The following is a 22380-nucleotide window of genomic DNA, read 5'->3' on the forward strand; positions in this document are numbered from 1 at the left end:
TTGTTTTACATACCTCGCAACATTCCCTGTTACAAGGTTTAGGTGTGCCAGCATATTTCACTACACACACACCAGAATTCTATATACATCTTCTTCATATGCTACTGCAATAGTGCAATAGCGTATTTACGAAAATTAACAATTATGCTGGTATTTCCAGCGCGTTTTTCGCATAAGTCAGTGCTTTATTAATCACTTCTTCGATAGACATGTTGGTCGAATCGAGGATCAATGCATCTTGTGCAGGCACTAATGGCGCAGCTGCCCGATTGCGGTCACGGAAGTCGCGTTCCTGTATTTCGGACAAAAGGCGTTCAAAGTTAACACTAAAACCTTTCTCCTGCAACTGTAACATGCGTCTACGGGCGCGTTCTTCGGCACTTGCATCAAGAAATATTTTCACCGGTGCGTCAGGAAATACGACAGTTCCCATATCACGACCATCCGCAATCAGCCCCGGAGAGATACGGAAAGCCCGCTGCCGACGTAAAAGCGCTTCGCGAACCCGAGGGAATGTCGCTGCCTGTGAAGCCGTGTTTCCAACAGTTTCAGTGCGAATTTCATTGCTGACATCTTCACCTTCCAGAATAACTCGGAGTTTACCGTTTGCTGGCACGAAACGAACATCCAGATTTGCAGCCAGAGGAACCAGAGCGTCTTCAGACTGGATATCCACCTGATGGTGAATGGCAGCCAGTGCCAACACACGATAAATAGCACCTGAATCAAGTAGTTGCCAATTTAACGCTTCAGCCAATGCCTGACATAACGTTCCCTTGCCAGCACCACTTGGCCCATCTACGGTTATTACTGGGGCTATCACCGCCATCATTCTCCTCCTTTTGCATGACATTCGTATAACAGACAGGTTATTTGTTGAATGCACAAAAAAACAGCTCAATTAACGAGCAATAAAATCTGTCTTATTATACCTTCTCAGCAGATGAGTGAAACAGTATTCCTATCTATTTTGTATATTGACTGAGCTTTTCAAGCTGATTGAAATAATCTGGGAATGTTTTTGCTGTGCAGCCAGGTTCAAGAATGGTGACGGGAGTATCCGACAACGCCACCAACGAGAAACACATCGCGATCCGGTGATCATTATAGGTTTCAATTTCAGCATGATTGAGTTTTTCTGGCGGAGTCACACGAATGTAATCGTGCCCTTCTTCCACTTCAGCCCCTACTTTCCGTAATTCTGTTGCCATTGCATGGAGCCGATCCGTTTCCTTTACCCGCCAGTTATAAATATTGCGGATAACTGTTTCTCCCTGTGCAAACAGCGCGGTTGTCGCAATGGTCATTGCCGCATCAGGAATGGCATTCAAGTCCATATCAACACCTTTCAATGTACCGCGTTCGCATTCAACAAAATCGTCGCCCCAACGAATCGTCGCTCCCATCTGCTCCAATACATTGGCAAATTTTGTATCCCCTTGCAGGCTGTTTCTGCCAATTCCCGTGACACGAACCGTTCCGCCTTTAATAGCTGCTGCCGCCAGAAAATAAGATGCCGATGAAGCATCACCTTCCACCAAATATTGCCCCGGAGACAAATATTGCTGCTGCCCTTTAATATAGAAAGCCTGATATTGTTCGTTATTTACCGTTACACCAAAACTGTTCATCAGCGCTAGCGTAATATCAATATAGGGTTTAGAAACCAAATCACCCTGAATATGGATTTCTGTGTCGTTCTCTGCCAACGGTGCAGCCATCAGCAAGGCTGTCAGGAACTGACTGGAAACACTACCATCAACGGTGACTTTTCCACCCGTAAATCCCCCCTTGATATGCAATGGCGGATAGTTTTCCTGCTCAAGATAATCAACTTCCGCGCCTCCTTGACGCAGTGCATCCACCAAGTGACCAATCGGGCGCTCTTTCATTCTGGGTTCCCCGGTCAGTACTATATCGTTGCTTCCTGAATGACCTAAACACAGTGCCGCAGCCAACGGTCGCATTGCTGTACCTGCATTCCCCAGAAACAACTCAAGCCTTCCTTTGCCTGTAATATGTCCGCCCCTGCCATCAACTTCACAGATAGTACGATCAGCAGATAAGCGATAAGGAACATCCAACGCCGTCAGGGCATTCAGCATGTAACGAATATCGTCACTGTCCAACAAATTAGTTAAACGAGTGGTTCCTTTGGCAAAAGCAGCGAGCAGCAGGGCACGATTGGAAACACTCTTAGAACCAGGCAGGTTAATCGTTCCAGCAATACAGGAAATAGGTTGTAATGTCAGGGATTGCATAAAGAGAGGGATCTCCAGTTTCTAATACATGATATTTTTAATTTGAATGTTTAAAATAAAACAATAAATTATCAGGAGGGGGTCTCCCTCCCGATGATGACAACATTATGCGTTATGCGTTGCGACGTTCAAAATCAGCCATAAACTCAACCAATGCTTTAACACCTTCATAAGACATGGCGTTATAAATGGAAGCACGGGCACCACCTGCGACTTTATGCCCTTTCAACGCATGCAGTCCGTGTGCATAGGCCTCTTCCAAAAATTTACCATCCAGCGCCGGATTAGTCAGTTGGAATGGGACGTTCATGATCGAACGGTTTTGAGGAGCAACGCGATTGATATACAGTTTGCTGTTATCAATCGCACGATAGAGATGTTCTGCTTTCGCAAGATTACGTTTGCTGATTTCTTGTAATCCGCCCTGCTCTTTCAGCCACTTGAACACCATACCAGACAGATACCATGCAAATGTCGGCGGCGTGTTATACATAGAATCAGCTTTAACCTGCACGGTATAATCCAGAATGGATGGAGTATGCACGTGTGCTTTGCCCAGCAGGTCTTCGCGAATAATGACGACTGTGATTCCCGCAGGCCCGATGTTTTTTTGCGCTCCGGCATAAATGACACCATAGCGGCTCACATCGATAGGTGCAGAAAGGATCGTTGAAGAGTAATCAGCAACCACAATTTTATCTTCACCAAAATCAGGTTCTTCAAAAATTGCAGTACCTTCAATGGTTTCATTAGGGCAATAATGGACATAGGCGGCATCGCTGCTCAAGGCCCATTCGCTCATCGGTTTTACACTCGTTACACCATCCGTTATTGTCCTGATATCAATGACATTTGGTGTGCAATATTTTTCTGCTTCTTTCGCAGCACATTCAGACCAATAACCACTAACGATATAATCTGCTGTCGATTTGTCACCTAATAGATTCTGTGGCAACGCTGAGAATTGACCCCGGGCACCGCCGTGACAAAACAGCACCTTGTAATTTTCAGGTATTGCTAATAAATCTCGTAGATCTTTTTCTGCTTCAGCCGCAACCGCCATAAATTCTTTGCTACGGTGGCTGATTTCCATCACAGATGTCCCCAAACTATGCCAATTGCAAAGCTCTTGTTCTGCACGACGTAATACTTCTGCTGGCAACATGGCTGGGCCAGCGCTGAAATTATATACCTGATTCATTAATTTCACCCTATCAATGGATACAATAAAACCGGATACATTGGTTTTATCACTCCAGCCCTGCCGCTGCAATGGTTATTAAAAGATTGTTGTAATCAACTGTATAACTTACTGATAGGTCGTGTTATTGAAAATCTGTATATTAAAAGATCAATAAGAAAATCATGATGATATTGGTTGAAATTATAGAGAAGATTAAAGATATATTTAAAAAACAATCCACGCCGTATAAATATCCGTCAATAAAAGTCTCATATATAAAGCACCTCAATAGGGTATTAATTAATATAAACGGCAGAAGTTAATAAAAGGGATACTGACTTCCATATACATGGGATAATTAAATTCAACTTCACTGATAAATTTTATATCTAAAAGAAAATATAAAAAATAAAACCGTCCATAAGTCACATTATTGGTTACATCAATATATTATTGATATAATAAGGATATAGGAATGATTGAAAAGCACATAGAAGTTGTCTCTGACTCCCAACTCGTAGAGGAAAAACCAAAAGAATCTACCAACTTTAGTTTAATTGATATTTTTATACAGAAGGCCACGGAATATCCTGAACATCCGGCAATAACTACCACAGAACGTACAATAAATTATCGGGAGTTAACTAAGAAAGCACAATCACTGGCAGTACATTTATATAAAATGGGCGTACAGCATGAAACGCCTGTAGCAATCTTATTGGAGCCCGGAATTGAGCATATCATTGCCCAAGTTGCTATTTTACTCGCAGGCGGAAGCTGCGTTCCCCTTGATCCTACTATGCCTGATCAGCGGTTATGTTTTATGCTGCAAGATTTACAAATAAATCTGACATTAACCGATATTCAATCTAAAGAGCGCGCCTTATCGACAAACTTTGTCATTATGGATCAAGATGTGCCGGAAACTTCAGAGTTTGTTTATCTCTCTAATGTTCATCGTGGAAAAAATCATCGGACTCATATTTTTTTCACGTCAGGTACAACAGGAATACCTAAGGCGGTTGAAATTGAAGCCAAAAGCATTATTCGCCTCGTAGTCAACCCAACTTATGTAGACTTGAGAAATACTGATAGAATCGCCTGTATTGCTAATACTACATTTGATATTTCTTTATTTGAAATATGGGGAGCATTATTAAATGGAGCCTCAATAGTCATTATTCCGAGAAAGATAGTTGTTGAACCCTATCTTTTTAAAGCAACATTAGAACAATTCTCGGTGAGTTTGATGATAATTACAGCCGCTTTATTCAATTTAGTTGCTAATAGTTGTCCTCAGGCATTCCGTGGCCTACGTTATCTTATTGTCGGAGGAGAGGCCTTAAATCCTTATACCTTGCGTAAAGTTTTACAATCATCTCCTCCACAACATTTAATGAATGGTTATGGGCCGACTGAAAGTACCTCCGTTGCTCTAATCTATGAGATCATGCTGGATCAATTGACAGAAGAAGATAATGTGCCAATTGGGAAACCCATTGATAAAACTGAGATCTATATTTTGGATGATCAGCAACAGCTTGTTGCCCCGGGTAAAATAGGCGAAATATGCCTTGGCGGAGAGGGATTAGCTCGTGGTTATTGGAATCGCCCGGAAATTAATTCTCAGCGTTTTATGATGGTTGATATTAAAAAGAATAATGAATTTAAAAGAGTATACAGAACAGGTGATTTAGGCTGGCAGCGCCCTGATGGCATTTTTATGTATGCGGGGAGAGTCGATAATCAGATAAAAATACGGGGTCATCGTATCGAACTTGAAGAAATTGAAGCTCAACTGCTAAAAAGCCAACTATTGAAATCAACCGCTGTATCTGTGGTAAAAAAAGAGAATATAGAACCTTATCTCGTTGGGTTTATCGTTCCTAAAGATCCAAAGACCTTTTCGAAACAAGCGCTACTCCAATGGATTAATCTCTCTCTGCCTGATTATATGGTGCCTCGGCTCACTGTTGTCGAGCATATCCCTCTTACCAATAACGGTAAAATTGATAGATTACGCTTACTGACAGAATACTCAAAGTATCAGGAACAACAAAGGTTATCTCAATCCGATACAAAAATGAGTAAAGAAGAGTCCGTTGTTTTAAATATTTGGCAGAAAACCTTAGACAGGTATGATATTACGCTAGACAGTGATTTCTTCCAGCTAGGAGGGAGTTCATTACAGGCTTCCAGACTTATTATTGAAATCGCGCGCAAGATGCAGTGTCACTTGCCAGTTCAGATTTTATATGATGCCCCCACACCACGAAAATTAGTAAAAAACCTTCAACAAAATAAACAAGAATCCTCGGATTTACTTGCAATTATGCTTAAGGACAGTTTACTTCCTTCAGATATTCAGCCACTGTCCCAACCACTCCAGCCATGGTTGACACCAAAAACAGGGAGAGTACTCTTAACCGGTGCTACTGGATTTCTAGGTGCTTTCTTTTTACGTGATCTTTTAGCAAAAACCGAAATTAATCAGGTTGTTTGTCTGGTACGTGCTCACAATAATGATTCAGCGTTAGTGCGAGTGAAATATAATCTGAATCAATATGGTCTATGGAAAGAGGAATTCCTTTCTCGATTACACGTTATTGCCAGTGATCTCTCAAAACCTCTGTTGGCTCTGAACCAACAACTTTATGAACAGCTTTCTGTTGAGTGTGATGTTATTTTTCATTTGGCGGCACATGTAAATTATATTCAGCCATACTCAGCACATTATTCTGGAAACATTTCAGGAACACTGAATATGCTGCATTTCGCAGTTAGCAAGAAAGTAAAACCTTTGCACTATGTATCTACAGCTGCTGTTTTTGGCCCTGCTAAATTATTTTCATCTGTCACCAAAATTTATGAAGACGACGATATCATGCCTTATTTGAATGGGCTAAAATATGATTCAGGATATTCACAAAGCCAATGGGTTACTGAACGGATAATATGGCAAGCCAGAGACAGAGGTATTCCGCTTGCGGTATATCGTCCCGGTTTTATTATGGGAGACAGTTTGACAGGAGCCAGTAATCCGAAGGACTTTATTGCCCGATTGGTACAAGGTTGTATAAAGATAGATGCTTATCCATTATTAAATAATCAACGGGAAGAATTTGTTCCGGTTAATTATATCAGTCAAGCCTTGCTTAATATTTCTCAGGATAATAGTGGATTAGGAAAAGCATATCATCTGGTGACGCCTGATAATCAACAATCCATCGATATGAACTCATTTTTTGAATTACTTAATCAATGTGGTTATCCGCTTAAAGGATTGCATTATTCCGAATGGCTGGAGAAGTTGGAAGCAGATCCGACTCTGGAAGATAATCCATTAATGCCATTATTACCTATGTTATCCGAAAAGGTTTATGAACAACTCACCCGATGGGAATTGTATGGAAATATGCCTGTATATGATACAAAAAATACAGAATCGGCATTAAAAGGAAAGCATGAGTTCTATTCCCCTATGAACAATCACCTACTGGAACTTTATATCTCCTATTGGAAACAAAACGATTCCCTGTCATAAGGTATCGTTTTTTAACTAAAAAAAACAGAAAGATGCATTAAACGCATCTTTCTGTTGTTCTATATCAGGAATAAGTACTTAATATCAAAAATTAGTACTTGCTGAACATTTCCTGAATTTTTTCTACATCATTAGTCTGAGTCAGAGCCAGTTGCAGAAGAACACGGGCTTTCTGTGGATTCAGACGCTCTGATGCAACAAAGCCATATTTGCTGTCGTTAACTTCAGCATTCTGGGTAGTGTAGCCAAAAGGAATACGGCTGGAGCGGACAACAGTAACACCTTCTTTAGCGGCTTTAGCCAGAGAGTCAAGAATAGACGTATAGATGTTACCGTTACCAACACCTGCACTGACAATGCCCTGATAACCATTTTCAGCAAAGGCTTTTACTGGCAGGTCAGATGCGTTGGAGTAGTTATAAACGATACCAACTTTTGGCAGTTTGTCTAATTTGCTAACATCAAAAGTAGTTCTGTTAGCTTTGACTACCGCAGAAGAGTAATACTTAACTTTACCGTTGTGAACAAAACCCTGTGCACCCGCGTTTACAGCCTGGAATGCCTGAACTTCAGTTGTGCTCAGTTTACCGATATCGCGACCATGAATAACAGAATCATTCATAGCAAGCAGAACACCACGGTTTGCAGAGTTTTTATCAGAAGCAACAACAACGGCATTGTACAGGTTCAATGGACCATCAGCACCCAGCGCAGTAGATGGGCGCATTGCACCAACCATAACGATAGGCTTCTGGCATTGAGTCGTCAGATCGAGGAAGTAAGCGGTTTCTTCCATAGTATCAGTGCCATGAGTGATAACAAAACCATCAGTTTTGTCACAGTCTGCATTGACTTTTTTTGCCAGAGTCAGCCAAACCTGATCGTTCATGTCCTGAGAACCTATGCTGACAACCTGTTCACCTTTCAGGTCAGCAATGTTTTTGATAGCAGGTACAGCATTCAGCAGCGCATCAATACCTACTTTTCCCGCAGTATAGCTGGATTGAGTAGCAGATTCGCCACCGCCGGCAATTGTTCCCCCTGTCGCTAAAACAGTAATATTTGGTAAAGCAAATGCAGAACCACTAACTAAAGCCAGAAAACCGGCGATTGCTGTTATTTTAGTCTTTTTCATTATTCAACCTCTTGTAAAAAAAGCTATTTTATTATGTAAAGCAGGAATAAAGAAACTCTAATTAACAATAATTTTTGGGAATTGATAGAGCAGACAAAAAAAACGCCGTATGATATGTGGCCTTTAACACAAATTGAAGTGAACAGCGATGACGCAGACCTATATCCCAGGCAAAGATGCCGCATTGGAAGACTCCATTAATCGTTTCCAGCACAAACTAGAATCTCTTGGCTTTAATATCGAAGAAGCCTCATGGTTGAACCCTGTTCCGAATGTTTGGTCAGTACATATCCGCGATCGCGACTGTCCGCTGTGTTTTACCAACGGCAAGGGAGCCAGCAAGAAAGCAGCATTGGCTTCTGCCTTGGGAGAATATTTTGAGCGTCTATCGACAAACTATTTCTTCGCTGATTTTTACCTCGGCGATACCATTGCCAATGGTGATTTTGTTCATTATCCAAATGAAAAATGGTTTCCTTTACCAGAGGATGATTCCCTGCCAGAAGGTATTTTAGATGAACATCTGCATCGTTTTTACGATCCAGATAATGCACTCTGTGCCAGCCAATTGATTGATCTGCAATCGGGTAATGAAGAGCGAGGGATCTGCGCATTACCGTTTTCTCGCCAGTCAGATAACCAAACTGTTTATATTCCGATGAATATTATCGGAAACTTGTATGTTTCAAACGGCATGTCAGCCGGTAATACCATGAACGAAGCACGTGTTCAGGGATTATCTGAAGTATTCGAACGCTATGTGAAAAACCGTATTATTGCAGAATGCATCAGCTTGCCTGAAATTCCACAAGACGTTATGAATCGCTATCCTGGCGTGGTTGAGTCAGTAAATAAATTACAAGAAGAAGGCTTCCCGCTTTACTGCTACGATGCCTCACTCGGTGGCCAGTTCCCCGTTATTTGTGTCGTATTGTTCAACCCTGACAATGGAACTTGCTTCGCCTCTTTTGGTGCCCATCCGGATTTTGGTGTCGCTCTGGAGCGTACCGTTACCGAATTACTGCAAGGCCGTAGTCTGAAAGATTTGGACGTCTTTACTCCACCAAGTTTCGATGATGAAGAAGTTTCTGAGCATACTAATCTGGAAACTCACTTTATTGATTCAAGCGGTGCAATCAGTTGGGATCTGTTCAAACAAGATGCCGACCATGAGTTTGCTGACTGGAATTTCAGCGGAACGACAGAGGAAGAATTCTCTACCCTGATGGGTATCTTCAATACACTGGATGCTGAAGTTTACATTACTGATTACGAGCATCTTGGCGTTTACGCCTGCCGTATTCTGGTTCCGGGAATGTCTGATATTTATCCGGTTGAAGATCTGCACATCGCCAATAACACCATGGGAACTCATCTGCGAGACACAATTCTGGCATTGCCAGAAAGTCAATGGCAGCCAGAAGAGTATCTTGCTTTCCTCGTGCAATTGGATGATGAAGGGCTGGATGATTTCACTCGTGTTCGTGAATTATTGGGAATTGCTGTAGGTAAGGACAACGGCTGGAGCAATCTGCGTATCGGTGAATTAAAATCCATGTTGGCACTGGCGGGTAACGATCTGGAGCAAGCGCTGATTTGGGTTGAATGGACACAGGACTTCAATTCCTCTGTATTCACTGGTGAACGAGCTAATTATTACCGTTGCCTGCAAACATTGCTGTTGTTGACCCAAGAAGAAGACCGCAAACCAGAACAGTATTATCAAGCATTTGTTAAAATGTACGGCCAAGATACTATCGATGCAGCCTCAGCCGCCATTGCCGGAGAAAACTGTTTCCACGGTCTGTGGTCTATCGATTCAGAGTTAAAAGCATTACCAGCACATCAGGCATTATTGAGTGCCTATGAAAAACTGCAAAAAGCCAAACGGGGTTTTTGGGCAAATAAATAAACCGTTACGTTAAAGTTTATTGATGATAAAAAGTAAAATTCAGGTTAAATATAATTTATTTTAAAACAACAAATAAATGACAATTTAGCCTGTTATTTTACTTTTATGCCTTAACCTTCCAAAAGTCCTTATATAAAATATTTTTATAAATTTTAAAAAATATTTTTTCATTATAAATCAATTCATTAAAATAAAATTCTGGCATTTAGACTGCCATAATCCATCGGATTTTTAGTCTAACATGATCTATATCAAATTCAGGCCAATGTCCATTTGTTACTATCATTGCGTGCTATAATTAATTAAGGATAAAGAGAGTGTTAGGATGAAAACTGACAACCCTTTTAATTTATTTTCACCTGCTGTAATGGCACAAATCGCTGATGATAGTGGTGTATATAAAGTCAATAAACATCCCGCAGTGACTTATTTATCGGCAATCATGGCAGGTATGTTTATCTCCATTGCTTTTGTTTTTTACATTACAGCAACGACAGGAACATCTTCCATACCTTATGGACTGGCAAAATTAACGGGTGGGATCTGTTTTTCTCTTGGTTTGATGCTGGTAGTTATATGCGGTGTCGATCTTTTCACATCCACCGTATTGACAATCATTTCAAAAGCGACAGGGCGTATTACTTGGTCACAGATGCTGACAAACTGGCTTAACGTTTATATCGGTAATCTGATTGGCGCACTGTTTTTCGTGGCTTTAATCTGGTACTCCGGCCAATATACCGTTGCCAATGGAGCTTGGGGGCTGAATGTATTACAGACTGCGGATCATAAAATGCACCATACCTTTATTGAAGCAGTATGTTTAGGTATTTTAGCCAACTTGATGGTCTGTCTGGCCGTTTGGATGAGCTATGCGGGACGCAGTCTGATCGATAAATTATTCGCGTTGATACTGCCAATTGGTATGTTTGTCGCCAGTAGCTTTGAACACAGTATTGCTAACCTGTTTTTAATTCCGTTCGGGATCATCATCAAAAACTTCGCGCCAGAGACATTCTGGGCACAAGTAGGAGCGACCCCCGAACAGTTTCCTCAACTCACCGTTTCAAACTTTATTACCGATAACCTGATCCCCGTGACGATAGGTAACATTATTGGTGGTGCGGTATTAGTTGGGTTGACGTATTGGTTTATGTATTTACGTGGTGGCAGAACGAGTTAACTAGCCACCATGCCAGATTTCTTAAAAGTTCCACTATTAAAAGGTAGAAGTATCATGTCCGAGTTAAATGAAAAATTTTCTGTAGCATGGCAAGGCTTTAACGAGGGTAGCTGGAAACATGAAGTCAACGTTCGTGACTTTATCCAGGAAAACTATACTCCGTATGAAGGCGATGAATCATTCCTTGCAGGCGCCACAAAAGAGACAGATATTTTGTGGGAAAAAGTCATGGAAGGTATCAAAATCGAAAACCGTACTCATGCGCCAGTAGATTTTGATACTGACGTAGCGTCTACAATTACCTCTCATGATGCTGGTTATATTATAAAAAATCTGGAACAAATCGTTGGTCTGCAAACCGAAGCGCCATTAAAACGTGCCATTATTCCATTTGGTGGCATTAAAATGGTTGAAAGCTCTTGTAAAGCCTACAACCGCGATCTGGACCCAAAACTGAAACAAATTTTTACTGAATATCGCAAAACCCATAATCAGGGGGTATTCGATGTTTATACGCCTGATATCCTGAAATGCCGTAAATCCGGTGTCCTAACTGGCCTGCCTGACGCTTATGGTCGTGGCCGCATCATCGGTGATTATCGCCGTGTTGCATTGTATGGTATCGACTTCCTGCGTGATGAAAAATATGCTCAATTCACTTCATTACAGGAAAAACTGGAAAACGGCGAAGATCTGGAAGCAACCATTCGCCTGCGTGAAGAAATTGCTGACCAACATCACGCTCTTGGTCAAATCAAAGAGATGGCGGCTAAATACGGCTATGATATTTCCAACCCGGCCACCAATGCCAAAGAAGCGGTACAATGGACTTACTTCGCCTATCTGGCAGCCGTTAAATCTCAAAATGGTGCAGCAATGTCCTTCGGTCGTGTTTCCAGCTTCCTGGATATCTACATCGAACGTGATATTCAAGCAGGTAAACTGACTGAACAACAAGCTCAAGAACTGATCGACCATCTGGTCATGAAACTGCGCATGGTACGTTTCCTGCGTACTCCAGAATACGATGAGCTGTTCTCTGGCGATCCAATTTGGGCAACTGAATCACTGGCAGGTATGGGCTTGGATGGCCGCACTCTTGTAACCAAAAATAGCTTCCGTTTCCTGAACACACTTTACACCATGGGACCATCTCCAGAGCCTAATATGACCATTCTATGGTCTGAAAAACTGCCGATTACCTTCAAAAAATTCGCCGCAAAAGTGTCTATCGATACGTCATCTCTGCAATATGAAAACGATGATCTGATGCGTCCTGACTTCAATAGCGATGACTATGCTATTGCGTGCTGCGTCAGCCCAATGATTGTCGGTAAACAAATGCAGTTCTTCGGTGCTCGGGCAAACCTCGCAAAAACCATGCTATATGCCATCAATGGCGGTGTGGATGAAAAAATGAAAATACAGGTTGGCCCAAAAGAAGAGCCAATGAAAGACGCCGTACTGGATTACGACAAAGTTATAGCGCGCATGGATCACTTCATGGATTGGCTGGCAAAACAGTATGTCACTGCCCTGAATATCATCCACTATATGCACGACAAATACAGCTATGAAGCTTCCTTGATGGCACTGCATGACCGTGATGTATTGCGAACCATGGCATGTGGTATTGCCGGATTGTCCGTAGCGGCTGACTCACTGTCTGCAATTAAATATGCGAAAGTTTCTCCGGTTCGCGATGAAGATGGTCTGGCAATTGACTTCAACATTGAAGGTGAATACCCACAATTCGGTAACAACGATCCACGGGTCGATGATATCGCTTGTGATCTGGTTGAACGCTTTATGAAGAAAATCCAGAAGCTGCAAACATACCGTAATGCGACTCCAACTCAGTCTGTACTGACCATCACCTCAAATGTGGTTTACGGTAAGAAAACCGGTAATACACCTGATGGACGTCGTGCTGGCGCACCATTTGGACCGGGAGCTAACCCAATGCACGGGCGTGACCAGAAAGGTGCGGTTGCCTCACTGACTTCTGTTGCTAAACTGCCATTTGCCTACGCCAAAGATGGTATTTCATACACTTTCTCCATCGTGCCTAATGCACTGGGTAAAGATGATGACGTGCGTAAAGCTAATCTGGCAGGTCTAATGGATGGTTATTTCCATCATGAAGCAGATATCGAAGGTGGTCAGCATTTGAACGTCAACGTGATGAATCGCGAAATGCTGATGGAGGCCATGGAAAATCCTGAAAAATATCCTCAGTTGACTATCCGTGTATCTGGTTATGCTGTGCGGTTTAACTCTTTGACTAAAGAACAGCAACGAGATGTTATCACCCGTACTTTTACGCAAACAATGTAAATATTCAGAATAGCGTTACCACAAAATGTCATTATTTTCTGATGAAATAAAATGACATACACTAAAGGCTCCTTAATACTTGGGGCCTTTATTAGCTTGTCAGTTTTTGGAGAAATCCTTTCATGTCCGTACTTGGTCGTATCCACTCTTTTGAATCTTGCGGAACCGTTGATGGCCCGGGTATCCGCTTTATCGCGTTTTTTCAAGGTTGCCTGATGCGTTGCCTTTATTGCCATAACCGCGATACTTGGGATACCCACGGCGGAAAAACTGTGACAGTTGAAGAGTTAATAAAAGAAGCAACCACTTATCGTCATTTTATGAATGCTTCAGGAGGTGGAGTCACCGCTTCCGGTGGAGAAGCTATTCTTCAGGCTGAATTTGTCCGGGATTGGTTCAGGGCTTGCCATGCAGAAGGTATTCATACCTGTTTAGATACTAATGGCTTCGTTCGTCGCTATGATCCTGTTATCGATGAACTGCTGGACGATACTGATCTTGTCATGTTGGATTTAAAACAAATTAATGATGAAATCCACCAAAAACTAGTCGGGGTTTCCAATCATCGAACACTCGAATTTGCCCGTTATCTAGCAAAACGAAATCAAAAAACCTGGATTCGTTATGTTGTCGTTCCCGGCTGGTCGGATGATGAACAATCTGTTCATTTACTTGGTGAATTTACCAAGGGCATGAAGAATATTGAAAAAATTGAATTATTACCCTACCACGAACTGGGTAAGCATAAATGGATTGCTATGGGTGAAGAATATAAATTAGAAGATGTTCATCCTCCTTCAAAAGAGACAATGGACAGAGTAAAGGAAATCTTGAGTAGTTATGGGCATCATGTGATTTATTAAATTGATTCTCTGATTTCTTCTCACCAAAACCTTAATAAAGCAATCAATTAATCTTAATAAAAACTGGCTTCCAATAACTTGAAGTCAGTTTTTTCGAAAAAAGCTTTTTAATGTCCTAAATCCGATCTAATCTTTCCTGTCAGTGACAAAAAATATTTTCGATCACAATGGTACTGTTGTTCCCTGGACTAGCATTAAATTATTAACTAACGCAGATTATATTGATACCTATCGTGCTAAATATCCTGATCCAGTTACGTATCCGGGTTTTATTTGGCCGGCAAACAATGTAAATGTTGATATCAGTAAACTCGCATGGGCACCGAAAGCAGATGAACGTGATCGTATTGATTTTGTTTTTTACCATTCAGATCCACGTTTGACAGTACAAGATGCAATTATTATTGGTCCTTCTGGCAGCATTGTTAAAGGCAAACGAGTTGAAGAAACTTCTCATGATAAATTTAAGCAACCAAAAGGTGTTTGGCCAACTGATCATAAAGGCGTATTAATTACATTTAGTCTGAAACCATAACCAATATAATATATAGATATATCTTAAATATAAAAATCAAACAACAATTCATTCATCTAATTTATTATAAAATAGCCTTTTTATCCCATCCTTTTGATAACATGGAGAAACTATAATAATATAGATATATTATCTTAATTATTACTTTATCCAGATGTAAAATTTAGATAAATTGAAAAATCAAAAAACGATATTTTCAGCCACAAAAACACGCTATCACACACTAGAAATAAAATAATTTTCCTTATATCAATATATCTCAGGAAATTAAGCTAAAATTAGCTTAGTACAATAAGAAACTCATTCAAGGTATTCAGTAATATCCATAATATATTGCATATTAATCCACTGATAAGAACTACAATTAATACTTGTTGCTTAATAATTTTTATATGATAATCCTGCCACTTTCTCTATAGACATGTATTAATGGGATGGTAATAGAGGAAAATCAATTCAAAAGTCATCACTCAATAAGATAAATCGGAAAAAAAAATGGATAATCAAGAAACAAATCTCAATTCCGGGGAAAACAATGTTTCTCTGAGCAAAGAGAAAAATACATTCATTCCCGGTGGACGTGCCGCTGGTGCAGGGTCTGCTACAGAATGGATCGGTAGTGCTTGGGAGATATTTAAAGCACAACCAACGAAATGGGTTCTGATGGGCTTAATTTACTTAGCTATTCTGATAACTGTACAGTTTCTGCCTTTCCTTGGTATCTTTACCTTGCTATTTGGATCAGTAATAGTTGCCGGTTTCATCGCTGCGGCTGAAAAACAACGAATAACCGGTGAGTTTGACATCGAGTTATTCTTCTATGGATTTAAAAATAAGCTGGGTTCATTAGTTGCTGTTGGCGGGCTTTTCTTTGGTATCTATATACTTGGTTTCATTGCTGCTGCGATTATTGGCGGCACAAGCTTATTTCAACTCATTTTATCAGCAGAAAATTCAGATCCGGCATTACTATTAGGTAGTCTCTCCACTTTATTATTCTCAGTTCTTATTTTATACGTTTTCATGATGGTTGCTCTTGCATTTAGCTGGTTTGCTCCTGCTCTGATCATCATTAATGATTTAAAATTTGCTGAAGCTGTTTCAATGAGTCTGAGTGCGGTAAAGAAAAACCTATTTGGTGGTTTTCTCTTTTTCTTAATAATGGGTATCTTAATGTTTATTTCCGCAATCCCATTATTATTAGGTCTATTTATCACCATGCCTATGTATATGATTACCTATTATACAAGCTACCGTAGCATTTTTTATGCTCCAGAAGAAAATGAGGAAAAATCTACCATAATTAGCTAATTACTTATGAGTAGATATCTATAATGCAAAAAGCGCTATAACTAGCGCTTTTTTATTATTCATTAATAATGGAATTAAAAAAACAATGGATACACAAAATGTCAAACCAGATTTAGAAAAACCATCCAATAACTCAACTCACGATATTTTCGTTCCTAGTGGACAAGAAATTAAATTAAGCTCTGCTATCGGTTCGATAGGTGATGCATGGGATTTTATATCTCCTAAAATTGGCATGTGGATACTGCTAGGAATTATTTATAGTGCCATTAATTTAGTTCTTGCATTCATTCCTTATTTGTCTTTTATTCTTTCCAATATACTAGAACCTTTATTTATTGCAGGCATTATCTCCGTTTGTGAGACACAAAGAACAACCGGAAAAGTTAAAATAAAGCGACTTTTTTATGGTTTAAAATATAAATTCAGTTCACTACTCGTAGTCGGATTAGTTGTCTTTGGCATAACATTTATAGGACATGCTTTTGCTGCAATTATAGATGGCGATGATTTATATGAAGTTGTTTTTGGAAACATTTATTTCTCTTTTTTACATAGCGATTTTAATTCAATGATCGCTGAAGATGATTCACCATTATCATTTTTATCTCTATTTTCTATCATAATTTCCCTATTTTTATCTACAGCATACTCTTGGTTTGCTCCTGCATTAATTATACTTAATGGTTTTAATGTAAAAAAAGCCATTTCAGTTAGTCTAAATGCGATATGTAAAAATCTATTAGGAATATTACTATTCTTGTTCTTCATTAACCTTTTAGTTTTTATTTCTGCCATCCCTTTATTATTAGGTCTTCTGTTCACTACACCACTGTGTATGGCAACCTATTATTCTTTTTATCGCAATGTTTTTTATAAAAAAGAAAAATATTCTGAAAACCATACAAATTAGTAAAAATTTATAGATAATAGATGGATTTTAAAAAAATGGATAATCAAAATAATCAACCTGTCCCAGAATATATACCCAGCACCTGCTCTAACAGGCAATTTACCTTTATTCCCAACGCTCAATCAATGAGTGTAAAAGAAGCTATACTTTGGATTGGTGATGTATGGGGGTATCTTATATCAGCTCAGTTAGGTATGTGGGTATTGCTCGGACTTACCTATTCGCTAATCATATTATCTGTTAGTTATTTGCCTTATTTCATCAGCCTTTTTCTGATAGGTTTACTCGAGCCTGTACTCCTTGCTGGTGTAGTTATGGTTTGTGAAAAACAAAGGACAACTGGCCGGTTTGAATTTAGTTTGCTATTTTATGGCTTTGAAAATAAATTAATATCATTAATAACTGTCGGTATAATCGCATCAGGAATAAAAATTCTAGGTTCGTTTATTCTTATAATCAATCCTGATATTGATATTAATGTGGCAAAAATTTTCTTCTATGATCCAGATTACGACGAACAAGATAATAGATACATTGCTCTCATCCATTTTTTCAGTTATGCACTTTCCTTTATTCTATCTCTGGCATGTTCTTGGTTTGCTCCTGCGTTAATTATTATTAATAATTTCAGTGCAATAAAAGCTATAAAAACCAGTCTCAGTGCAGTAAGAAAAAACTTTTGGCAAGGAGTTATCTTCTTTTTATGTCTCTATCTTTTGATATATTCCTCACTCTTAGTTCTACTCATTGGGCTTTTATTTACTTTACCTCTCTATGCAGCAACACATTATTCTTCTTATCGCAGTGTTTTTTACCAATATGATAAAAATGCTGAACAATTAATAGACTCCACCAATATTACTCATCCCCAAAAAAACATAGTGGATAAGTTAGCACGTCAAAAATTCATCAAAAAACAAGAAATATTTATTTCTCAAGCTCAATCTGTTGATGTTTCCACCTCAGTTATCTGGATAGGAAAAGCCTGGGATTTAGTCATGGGAAAATTTATTCTGTGGATACTGACGATAATATTCTATAATTTTATTATATTCTCTCTGAAAAGTATTACTTATATCAATTTTATTCTCCCTGATTTATTGGAACCTGTATTTATCGCTGGCTTTATTGCTATTTGTCAAAAACAAGTCACTACAGGTAAATTTGAATTTGAATTACTTTTTTCAGGCTTCAAACAGAAATTTGGTTTACTACTTACTATCGGCATAATAGCTTGGGGGATAAAAAATGTAGGTCTTATTTTAACAAGCCATATCAATGAAAACGTTACTATAAACCACATTAATGAATACTGGTTTATCCAGAGTTTTCTAAATCTACTCTATAATCCTGAAATTCCTGCATTGGAAATATTAGCGTATAGCGATACTACATTTATAGTATCTTTTGGAATTATGTCGCTTTTTATGCTTGTAAGCACAGCATGTTTCTGGTTCGTTCCTGCTTTAGTAACTTGTAATAACTTAAAACTCAGTAATGCCATTCTAATGAGTCTGAATGCGGTAAGAAAAAATTTCTTTGTCTGTCTACTCTTCTGCTTATTTATGACTACATTCTTCTTCGTTTCCTTCATTCCTCCCATCATAGGAGCGCTGTTTATCAAGTCACTGTATATAGCGACTTATTATACGTCTTATCGCAGTGTTTTTTATGCGCAAGAAAACAAGAAAGATGAAATGGTTATAACAAATTAACCCGTGATATTTACTAATAAAAAAAGCGCCATTATTTGGCGCTTTTTTTATTAAGAATGCAGATTATTAGCCAATATATTCCAATCCGTTCATATAAGGGCGCAATACTTCTGGAATTCCGATACGGCCATCTGTCTGCTGATAGTTTTCCATTACAGCAACCAAAGTACGGCCTACCGCCAAACCAGAACCATTCAGTGTATGTACCAACTGAGGTTTTTTGTCATCCTTAGCGCGGAAACGTGCTTGCATACGGCGAGCCTGGAAGTCCCACATATTCGAGCAAGATGAGATTTCACGGTAAGTATTCTGGGCTGGTAACCAAACTTCCAGATCGTAAGTTTTTCTTGCACTTGCTCCCATATCACCAGTACACAGTAACATCTTGCGGTAAGGCAGGTTCAGTAACTGCAACACTTTTTCAGCATGACCCGTCAATTCTTCCAGTGCTTCCATGGATTTTTCTGGGTGGGCAATTTGCACCAACTCAACTTTATCAAACTGGTGCATACGGATCAGACCACGAGTATCTCGTCCGTAAGAACCGGCTTCAGAACGGAAGCAAGGTGTGTGGGCCGTCATTTTCAGTGGCAATGCACTTTCATCCAGAATTTCATCACGAACCAAGTTAGTAACTGGTACTTCCGCCGTCGGGATCAAAGCATAATTGCTGGTAGTTTCTTCTTCCAACGGTCTGGTGTGGAACAAATCTTCACCAAATTTAGGTAATTGACCTGTACCGTACAAACTATCATGGTTCACTAAATAAGGGACATAAGTTTCCAGATAACCATGCTGTTCAGTATGCAAATCCAGCATGAACTGTGCGATAGCACGGTGCAGACGAGCAATCTGCCCTTTCATTACTACGAAACGTGAACCCGTTAATTTAACTGCGGCAGCAAAATCAAGCCCACCTGCCAGTTCACCCAGTGATACATGATCTTTGACTTCAAAGTCATATTGACGAGGCTCACCCCAACGGCTAATTTCAAGGTTATCACTGTCATCTTTTCCATCAGGAGAAGCATCATCAGGAATATTCGGCATGCTTAATGCGAGATTACGGATCTCAGCCTGCAACGTTTCCAGTTCAGCTTTTGCCGAATCCAGTTTTTCTCCCAACTGATTCACTTCCTGACGCAGTGGTTCAATATCTTCACCACGGGCTTTCGCTGCACCAATAGTTTTCGATCGGGAATTACGTTCTGCCTGCAGGGTTTCAGTTTCAACTTGTAAAACTTTGCGGCGCTCTTCTTGTTTGCGCAGCGTCTCCACATCAAGGGTATAACCCCTGCGAGCCAGTTTTTCGGCGACTGCGTCTAGCTCATTACGCAGCATATTTGGATCGAGCATGCTAGTCCTGTGTTTGTTGTTATTGAAAAGTTGTTATTGAGAAACTTGTTATTGAGAATAACATAGTCAAATCTATTGGATATAAACCTTACCGTATCAATAAGATTAACGATAGCGTTTTATCGGGCTATTTTGATCCTGTTCCACCAGCCAGTTTAATTTTTCACCAATTTTACTTTCCAGCCCTCTGGCTGCCGGGTAATAATAACGTGTTTGTTTCATTTCTGATGGGAAATAAACTTCACCGGCAGCATAAGCATTTGGTTCGTCATGAGCATAACGATAAGCTTCACCAAATCCCATCTCTTTCATCAAATGAGTTGGGGCATTACGCAGATGGGCAGGAACATCGTAATCAGGTTTATCTTTTGCATCCGCCATTGCTGCTTTGAATGCGACATATACCGCATTGCTTTTCGGTGCACACGCAAGATAAACAATCGCTTGGGCAATCGCCCGTTCTCCTTCTGCCGCTCCCACGCGAGTAAAACAATCCCATGCAGCAATTGCGACCTGCATTCCACGTGGATCAGCATTTCCTACATCTTCAGAAGCAATAGCAAGTAACCGACGAGCAACGTAGAGTGGATCTCCGCCAGCAGTAATGATTCGGGCATACCAGTAAAGTGCAGCATCAGGTGATGAGCCACGAATTGATTTATGCAAGGCAGAAATTAAATCGTAATATCGATCGCCTTTATTATCAAACCGCGCACTCCTCTCCCCACTCACTTCTTTCAACAGCTCCGGTGTCAGAACTCGCAGTCCCTGTGCATTGGTTTCTGCCATGTCTGACATCATTTCCAGCAAGTTCAATGAGCGACGTGCATCTCCCGCCACGAGTTCTGCTATCATTTGGCGGGTGTTGTCCGGTAATACGATATTTTGCCCACCAATGCCACGCTCTTTATCGTTCATGGCCTGAACAAGCACTTGCTCAATTTCTGCTGTTGTGAGTGATTTCAATAAGTAGACACGAGCACGAGACAGTAATGCCGAATTTAATTCGAAAGAAGGATTTTCAGTCGTTGCACCAATAAATGTGATCGTGCCATCTTCAATATGCGGTAAAAACGCATCTTGCTGGCTTTTATTAAATCGATGAACTTCATCGACAAATAAGATGGTTCTGCGCCCTGCATTACGATTTTGACGTGCTTTTTCTATTGATTCACGAATTTCTTTAATACCGGATGTCACTGCCGAGATTCGTTCAATATCAGCTTGTGCATAGTAACCAATAATTTCAGCCAGTGTGGTTTTACCTGTTCCGGGTGGCCCCCACAAAATTATGGAATGGAGATGACCAGCACGAATCGCTCTTGGTAAAGGCTTTCCTTCTGCCAATAAATGTTGCTGGCCAATATAAAGCTCTAATGTAACTGGCCGCATTCTTGCGGCCAATGGCTGAAACTCATTCTGTGAAAAATCGAGAGAAAGATTGTTCACTTAAACCTCACTGGCGCTGATCATCCAGCGTCACACCTTCTGGTACAGTAAATTTGAATTTTGCCGCATCTACGCTGGTGTTTTGCTGACCTTTTAATTGATAGGCGCTTTTTTGCCCATCTTGTTCAACAGCCGTAAATTTTTGGATAGTTCCTGCTGGCGTCACGGTAATTGAAAAATGTTTTAAATTACCATTGTTGCTATCAGGCACCAGTTCAAAATTATTACCGCTTTGCACAACTTTGTACTGTTTCCAGTCCGCAGGATCATTACGCGCGATTAGCATAAATGGCGTATTTCCCGTTGCATCTTTTAACCAGTTCGCTGTCACCTGCTCAACGAAGGGATTATAAAACCACAAGGTTTTACCATCGGAAACCAAAACGCTTTCATCAGGCGACGTCATGTGCCAGTTAAATAGATTAGGGCGTTTTATCCAAAGTTCACCTTCTCCTTTTTGGATCGTTGAACCGTCATTACTGGAGACTGTTTGAGTAAAACTGGCATGAAAACTATTTACTTTTCCCAAACGCCCTTGCAGATCCTGTGTAGCATCAGCCCATGCAGAACCTACACTCACACTCATCATCAGACAACCAATCAACACCAGTTTTTTCATGTGCGAGATACCTTCAATTCGTATTATTACCTGCGTTAAAGGCTGAAATTTTACTGCCTTTAAC

At 40.1% G+C, this 22380-nt stretch carries 16 protein-coding genes; 9 read left to right on the plus strand and 7 right to left on the minus strand.

The window, feature by feature from the left end; translation table 11 throughout:
* Window positions 1-142: 142 nt before the first annotated feature.
* The 3 genes from cmk to serC all read right to left on the minus strand — a co-directional run bounded on the left by cmk (window position 143) and on the right by serC (window position 3462).
* Window positions 143-829, minus strand: coding sequence for a (d)CMP kinase (gene cmk, locus FE394_RS14465; RefSeq protein WP_319927123.1), 687 nt, complete (start codon window positions 827-829; stop codon window positions 143-145).
* Between the two features lie 136 nt (window positions 830-965).
* Window positions 966-2261, minus strand: a complete 1296-nt coding sequence (gene aroA / locus FE394_RS14470) for a 3-phosphoshikimate 1-carboxyvinyltransferase (protein ID WP_319927067.1) — start codon at window positions 2259-2261, stop codon at window positions 966-968.
* A gap of 112 nt (window positions 2262-2373) precedes the next feature.
* Window positions 2374-3462, minus strand: coding sequence for a 3-phosphoserine/phosphohydroxythreonine transaminase (serC, locus tag FE394_RS14475; RefSeq protein WP_319927068.1), 1089 nt, complete (start codon window positions 3460-3462; stop codon window positions 2374-2376).
* A gap of 457 nt (window positions 3463-3919) precedes the next feature.
* Between serC and FE394_RS14480 the strand changes: the two genes are divergently transcribed.
* On the plus strand, window positions 3920-6988 hold the full coding sequence (locus FE394_RS14480; protein WP_319927069.1) for a non-ribosomal peptide synthetase: 3069 nt from the start codon (window positions 3920-3922) through the stop codon (window positions 6986-6988).
* A gap of 91 nt (window positions 6989-7079) precedes the next feature.
* Here FE394_RS14480 and ansB read toward each other — a convergent pair whose 3' ends face one another.
* Entirely contained in the window at window positions 7080-8123 is a 1044-nt protein-coding gene (ansB, locus tag FE394_RS14485) for an L-asparaginase 2 (RefSeq protein WP_319927070.1), read from the minus strand.
* Window positions 8124-8271: 148 nt separating this feature from the next.
* Here ansB and ycaO point away from each other — a divergent pair, with 148 nt between their 5' ends.
* The 8 genes from ycaO to FE394_RS14525 all read left to right on the plus strand — a co-directional run bounded on the left by ycaO (window position 8272) and on the right by FE394_RS14525 (window position 18892).
* Window positions 8272-10035, plus strand: coding sequence for a 30S ribosomal protein S12 methylthiotransferase accessory factor YcaO (ycaO, locus tag FE394_RS14490; protein WP_319927071.1), 1764 nt, complete (start codon window positions 8272-8274; stop codon window positions 10033-10035).
* A 325-nt stretch (window positions 10036-10360) separates the two neighbouring features.
* Window positions 10361-11218, plus strand: coding sequence for a formate transporter FocA (gene focA / locus FE394_RS14495; RefSeq protein WP_319927072.1), 858 nt, complete (start codon window positions 10361-10363; stop codon window positions 11216-11218).
* Window positions 11219-11272: 54 nt separating this feature from the next.
* Entirely contained in the window at window positions 11273-13555 is a 2283-nt protein-coding gene (pflB, locus tag FE394_RS14500; RefSeq protein ID WP_319927073.1) for a formate C-acetyltransferase, read from the plus strand.
* 122 nt (window positions 13556-13677) lie between these two features.
* Window positions 13678-14418 carry a pyruvate formate lyase 1-activating protein gene (gene pflA / locus FE394_RS14505; RefSeq protein WP_319927074.1) on the plus strand — a complete coding sequence of 247 codons (741 nt, stop codon included), beginning with the start codon at window positions 13678-13680 and terminating at the stop codon, window positions 14416-14418.
* Window positions 14419-14560: 142 nt separating this feature from the next.
* Window positions 14561-14953: a hypothetical protein gene (locus tag FE394_RS14510; protein WP_319927075.1), complete on the plus strand. Its 393-nt coding sequence runs from the start codon at window positions 14561-14563 to the stop codon at window positions 14951-14953.
* Window positions 14954-15448: 495 nt separating this feature from the next.
* Window positions 15449-16264, plus strand: a complete 816-nt coding sequence (locus FE394_RS14515; protein ID WP_319927076.1) for a BPSS1780 family membrane protein — start codon at window positions 15449-15451, stop codon at window positions 16262-16264.
* 85 nt (window positions 16265-16349) lie between these two features.
* On the plus strand, window positions 16350-17177 hold the full coding sequence (locus tag FE394_RS14520) for a BPSS1780 family membrane protein (protein WP_319927077.1): 828 nt from the start codon (window positions 16350-16352) through the stop codon (window positions 17175-17177).
* A 35-nt stretch (window positions 17178-17212) separates the two neighbouring features.
* Window positions 17213-18892 (plus strand): BPSS1780 family membrane protein, encoded by a 1680-nt coding sequence (locus FE394_RS14525; protein ID WP_319927078.1) that lies wholly within the window; start codon window positions 17213-17215, stop codon window positions 18890-18892.
* 66 nt (window positions 18893-18958) lie between these two features.
* Here the strand turns inward: FE394_RS14525 and serS are convergent, their stop codons facing one another.
* The 3 genes from serS to lolA all read right to left on the minus strand — a co-directional run bounded on the left by serS (window position 18959) and on the right by lolA (window position 22316).
* Window positions 18959-20248: a serine--tRNA ligase gene (gene serS / locus FE394_RS14530; RefSeq protein WP_319927079.1), complete on the minus strand. Its 1290-nt coding sequence runs from the start codon at window positions 20246-20248 to the stop codon at window positions 18959-18961.
* Window positions 20249-20353: 105 nt separating this feature from the next.
* A complete protein-coding gene (locus FE394_RS14535; RefSeq protein ID WP_319927080.1) occupies window positions 20354-21697 on the minus strand; it encodes a replication-associated recombination protein A in 1344 nt (447 codons plus the stop codon).
* 7 nt (window positions 21698-21704) lie between these two features.
* Complete coding sequence (gene lolA / locus FE394_RS14540; RefSeq protein WP_319927081.1) at window positions 21705-22316, minus strand: outer membrane lipoprotein periplasmic chaperone LolA; 612 nt, start codon at window positions 22314-22316, stop codon at window positions 21705-21707.
* Between the last annotated feature and the right edge of the window lie 64 nt (window positions 22317-22380).

It is taken from the genome of Xenorhabdus littoralis, from assembly GCF_033949345.1.
GTDB classification, from domain to species: domain Bacteria; phylum Pseudomonadota; class Gammaproteobacteria; order Enterobacterales; family Enterobacteriaceae; genus Xenorhabdus; species Xenorhabdus littoralis.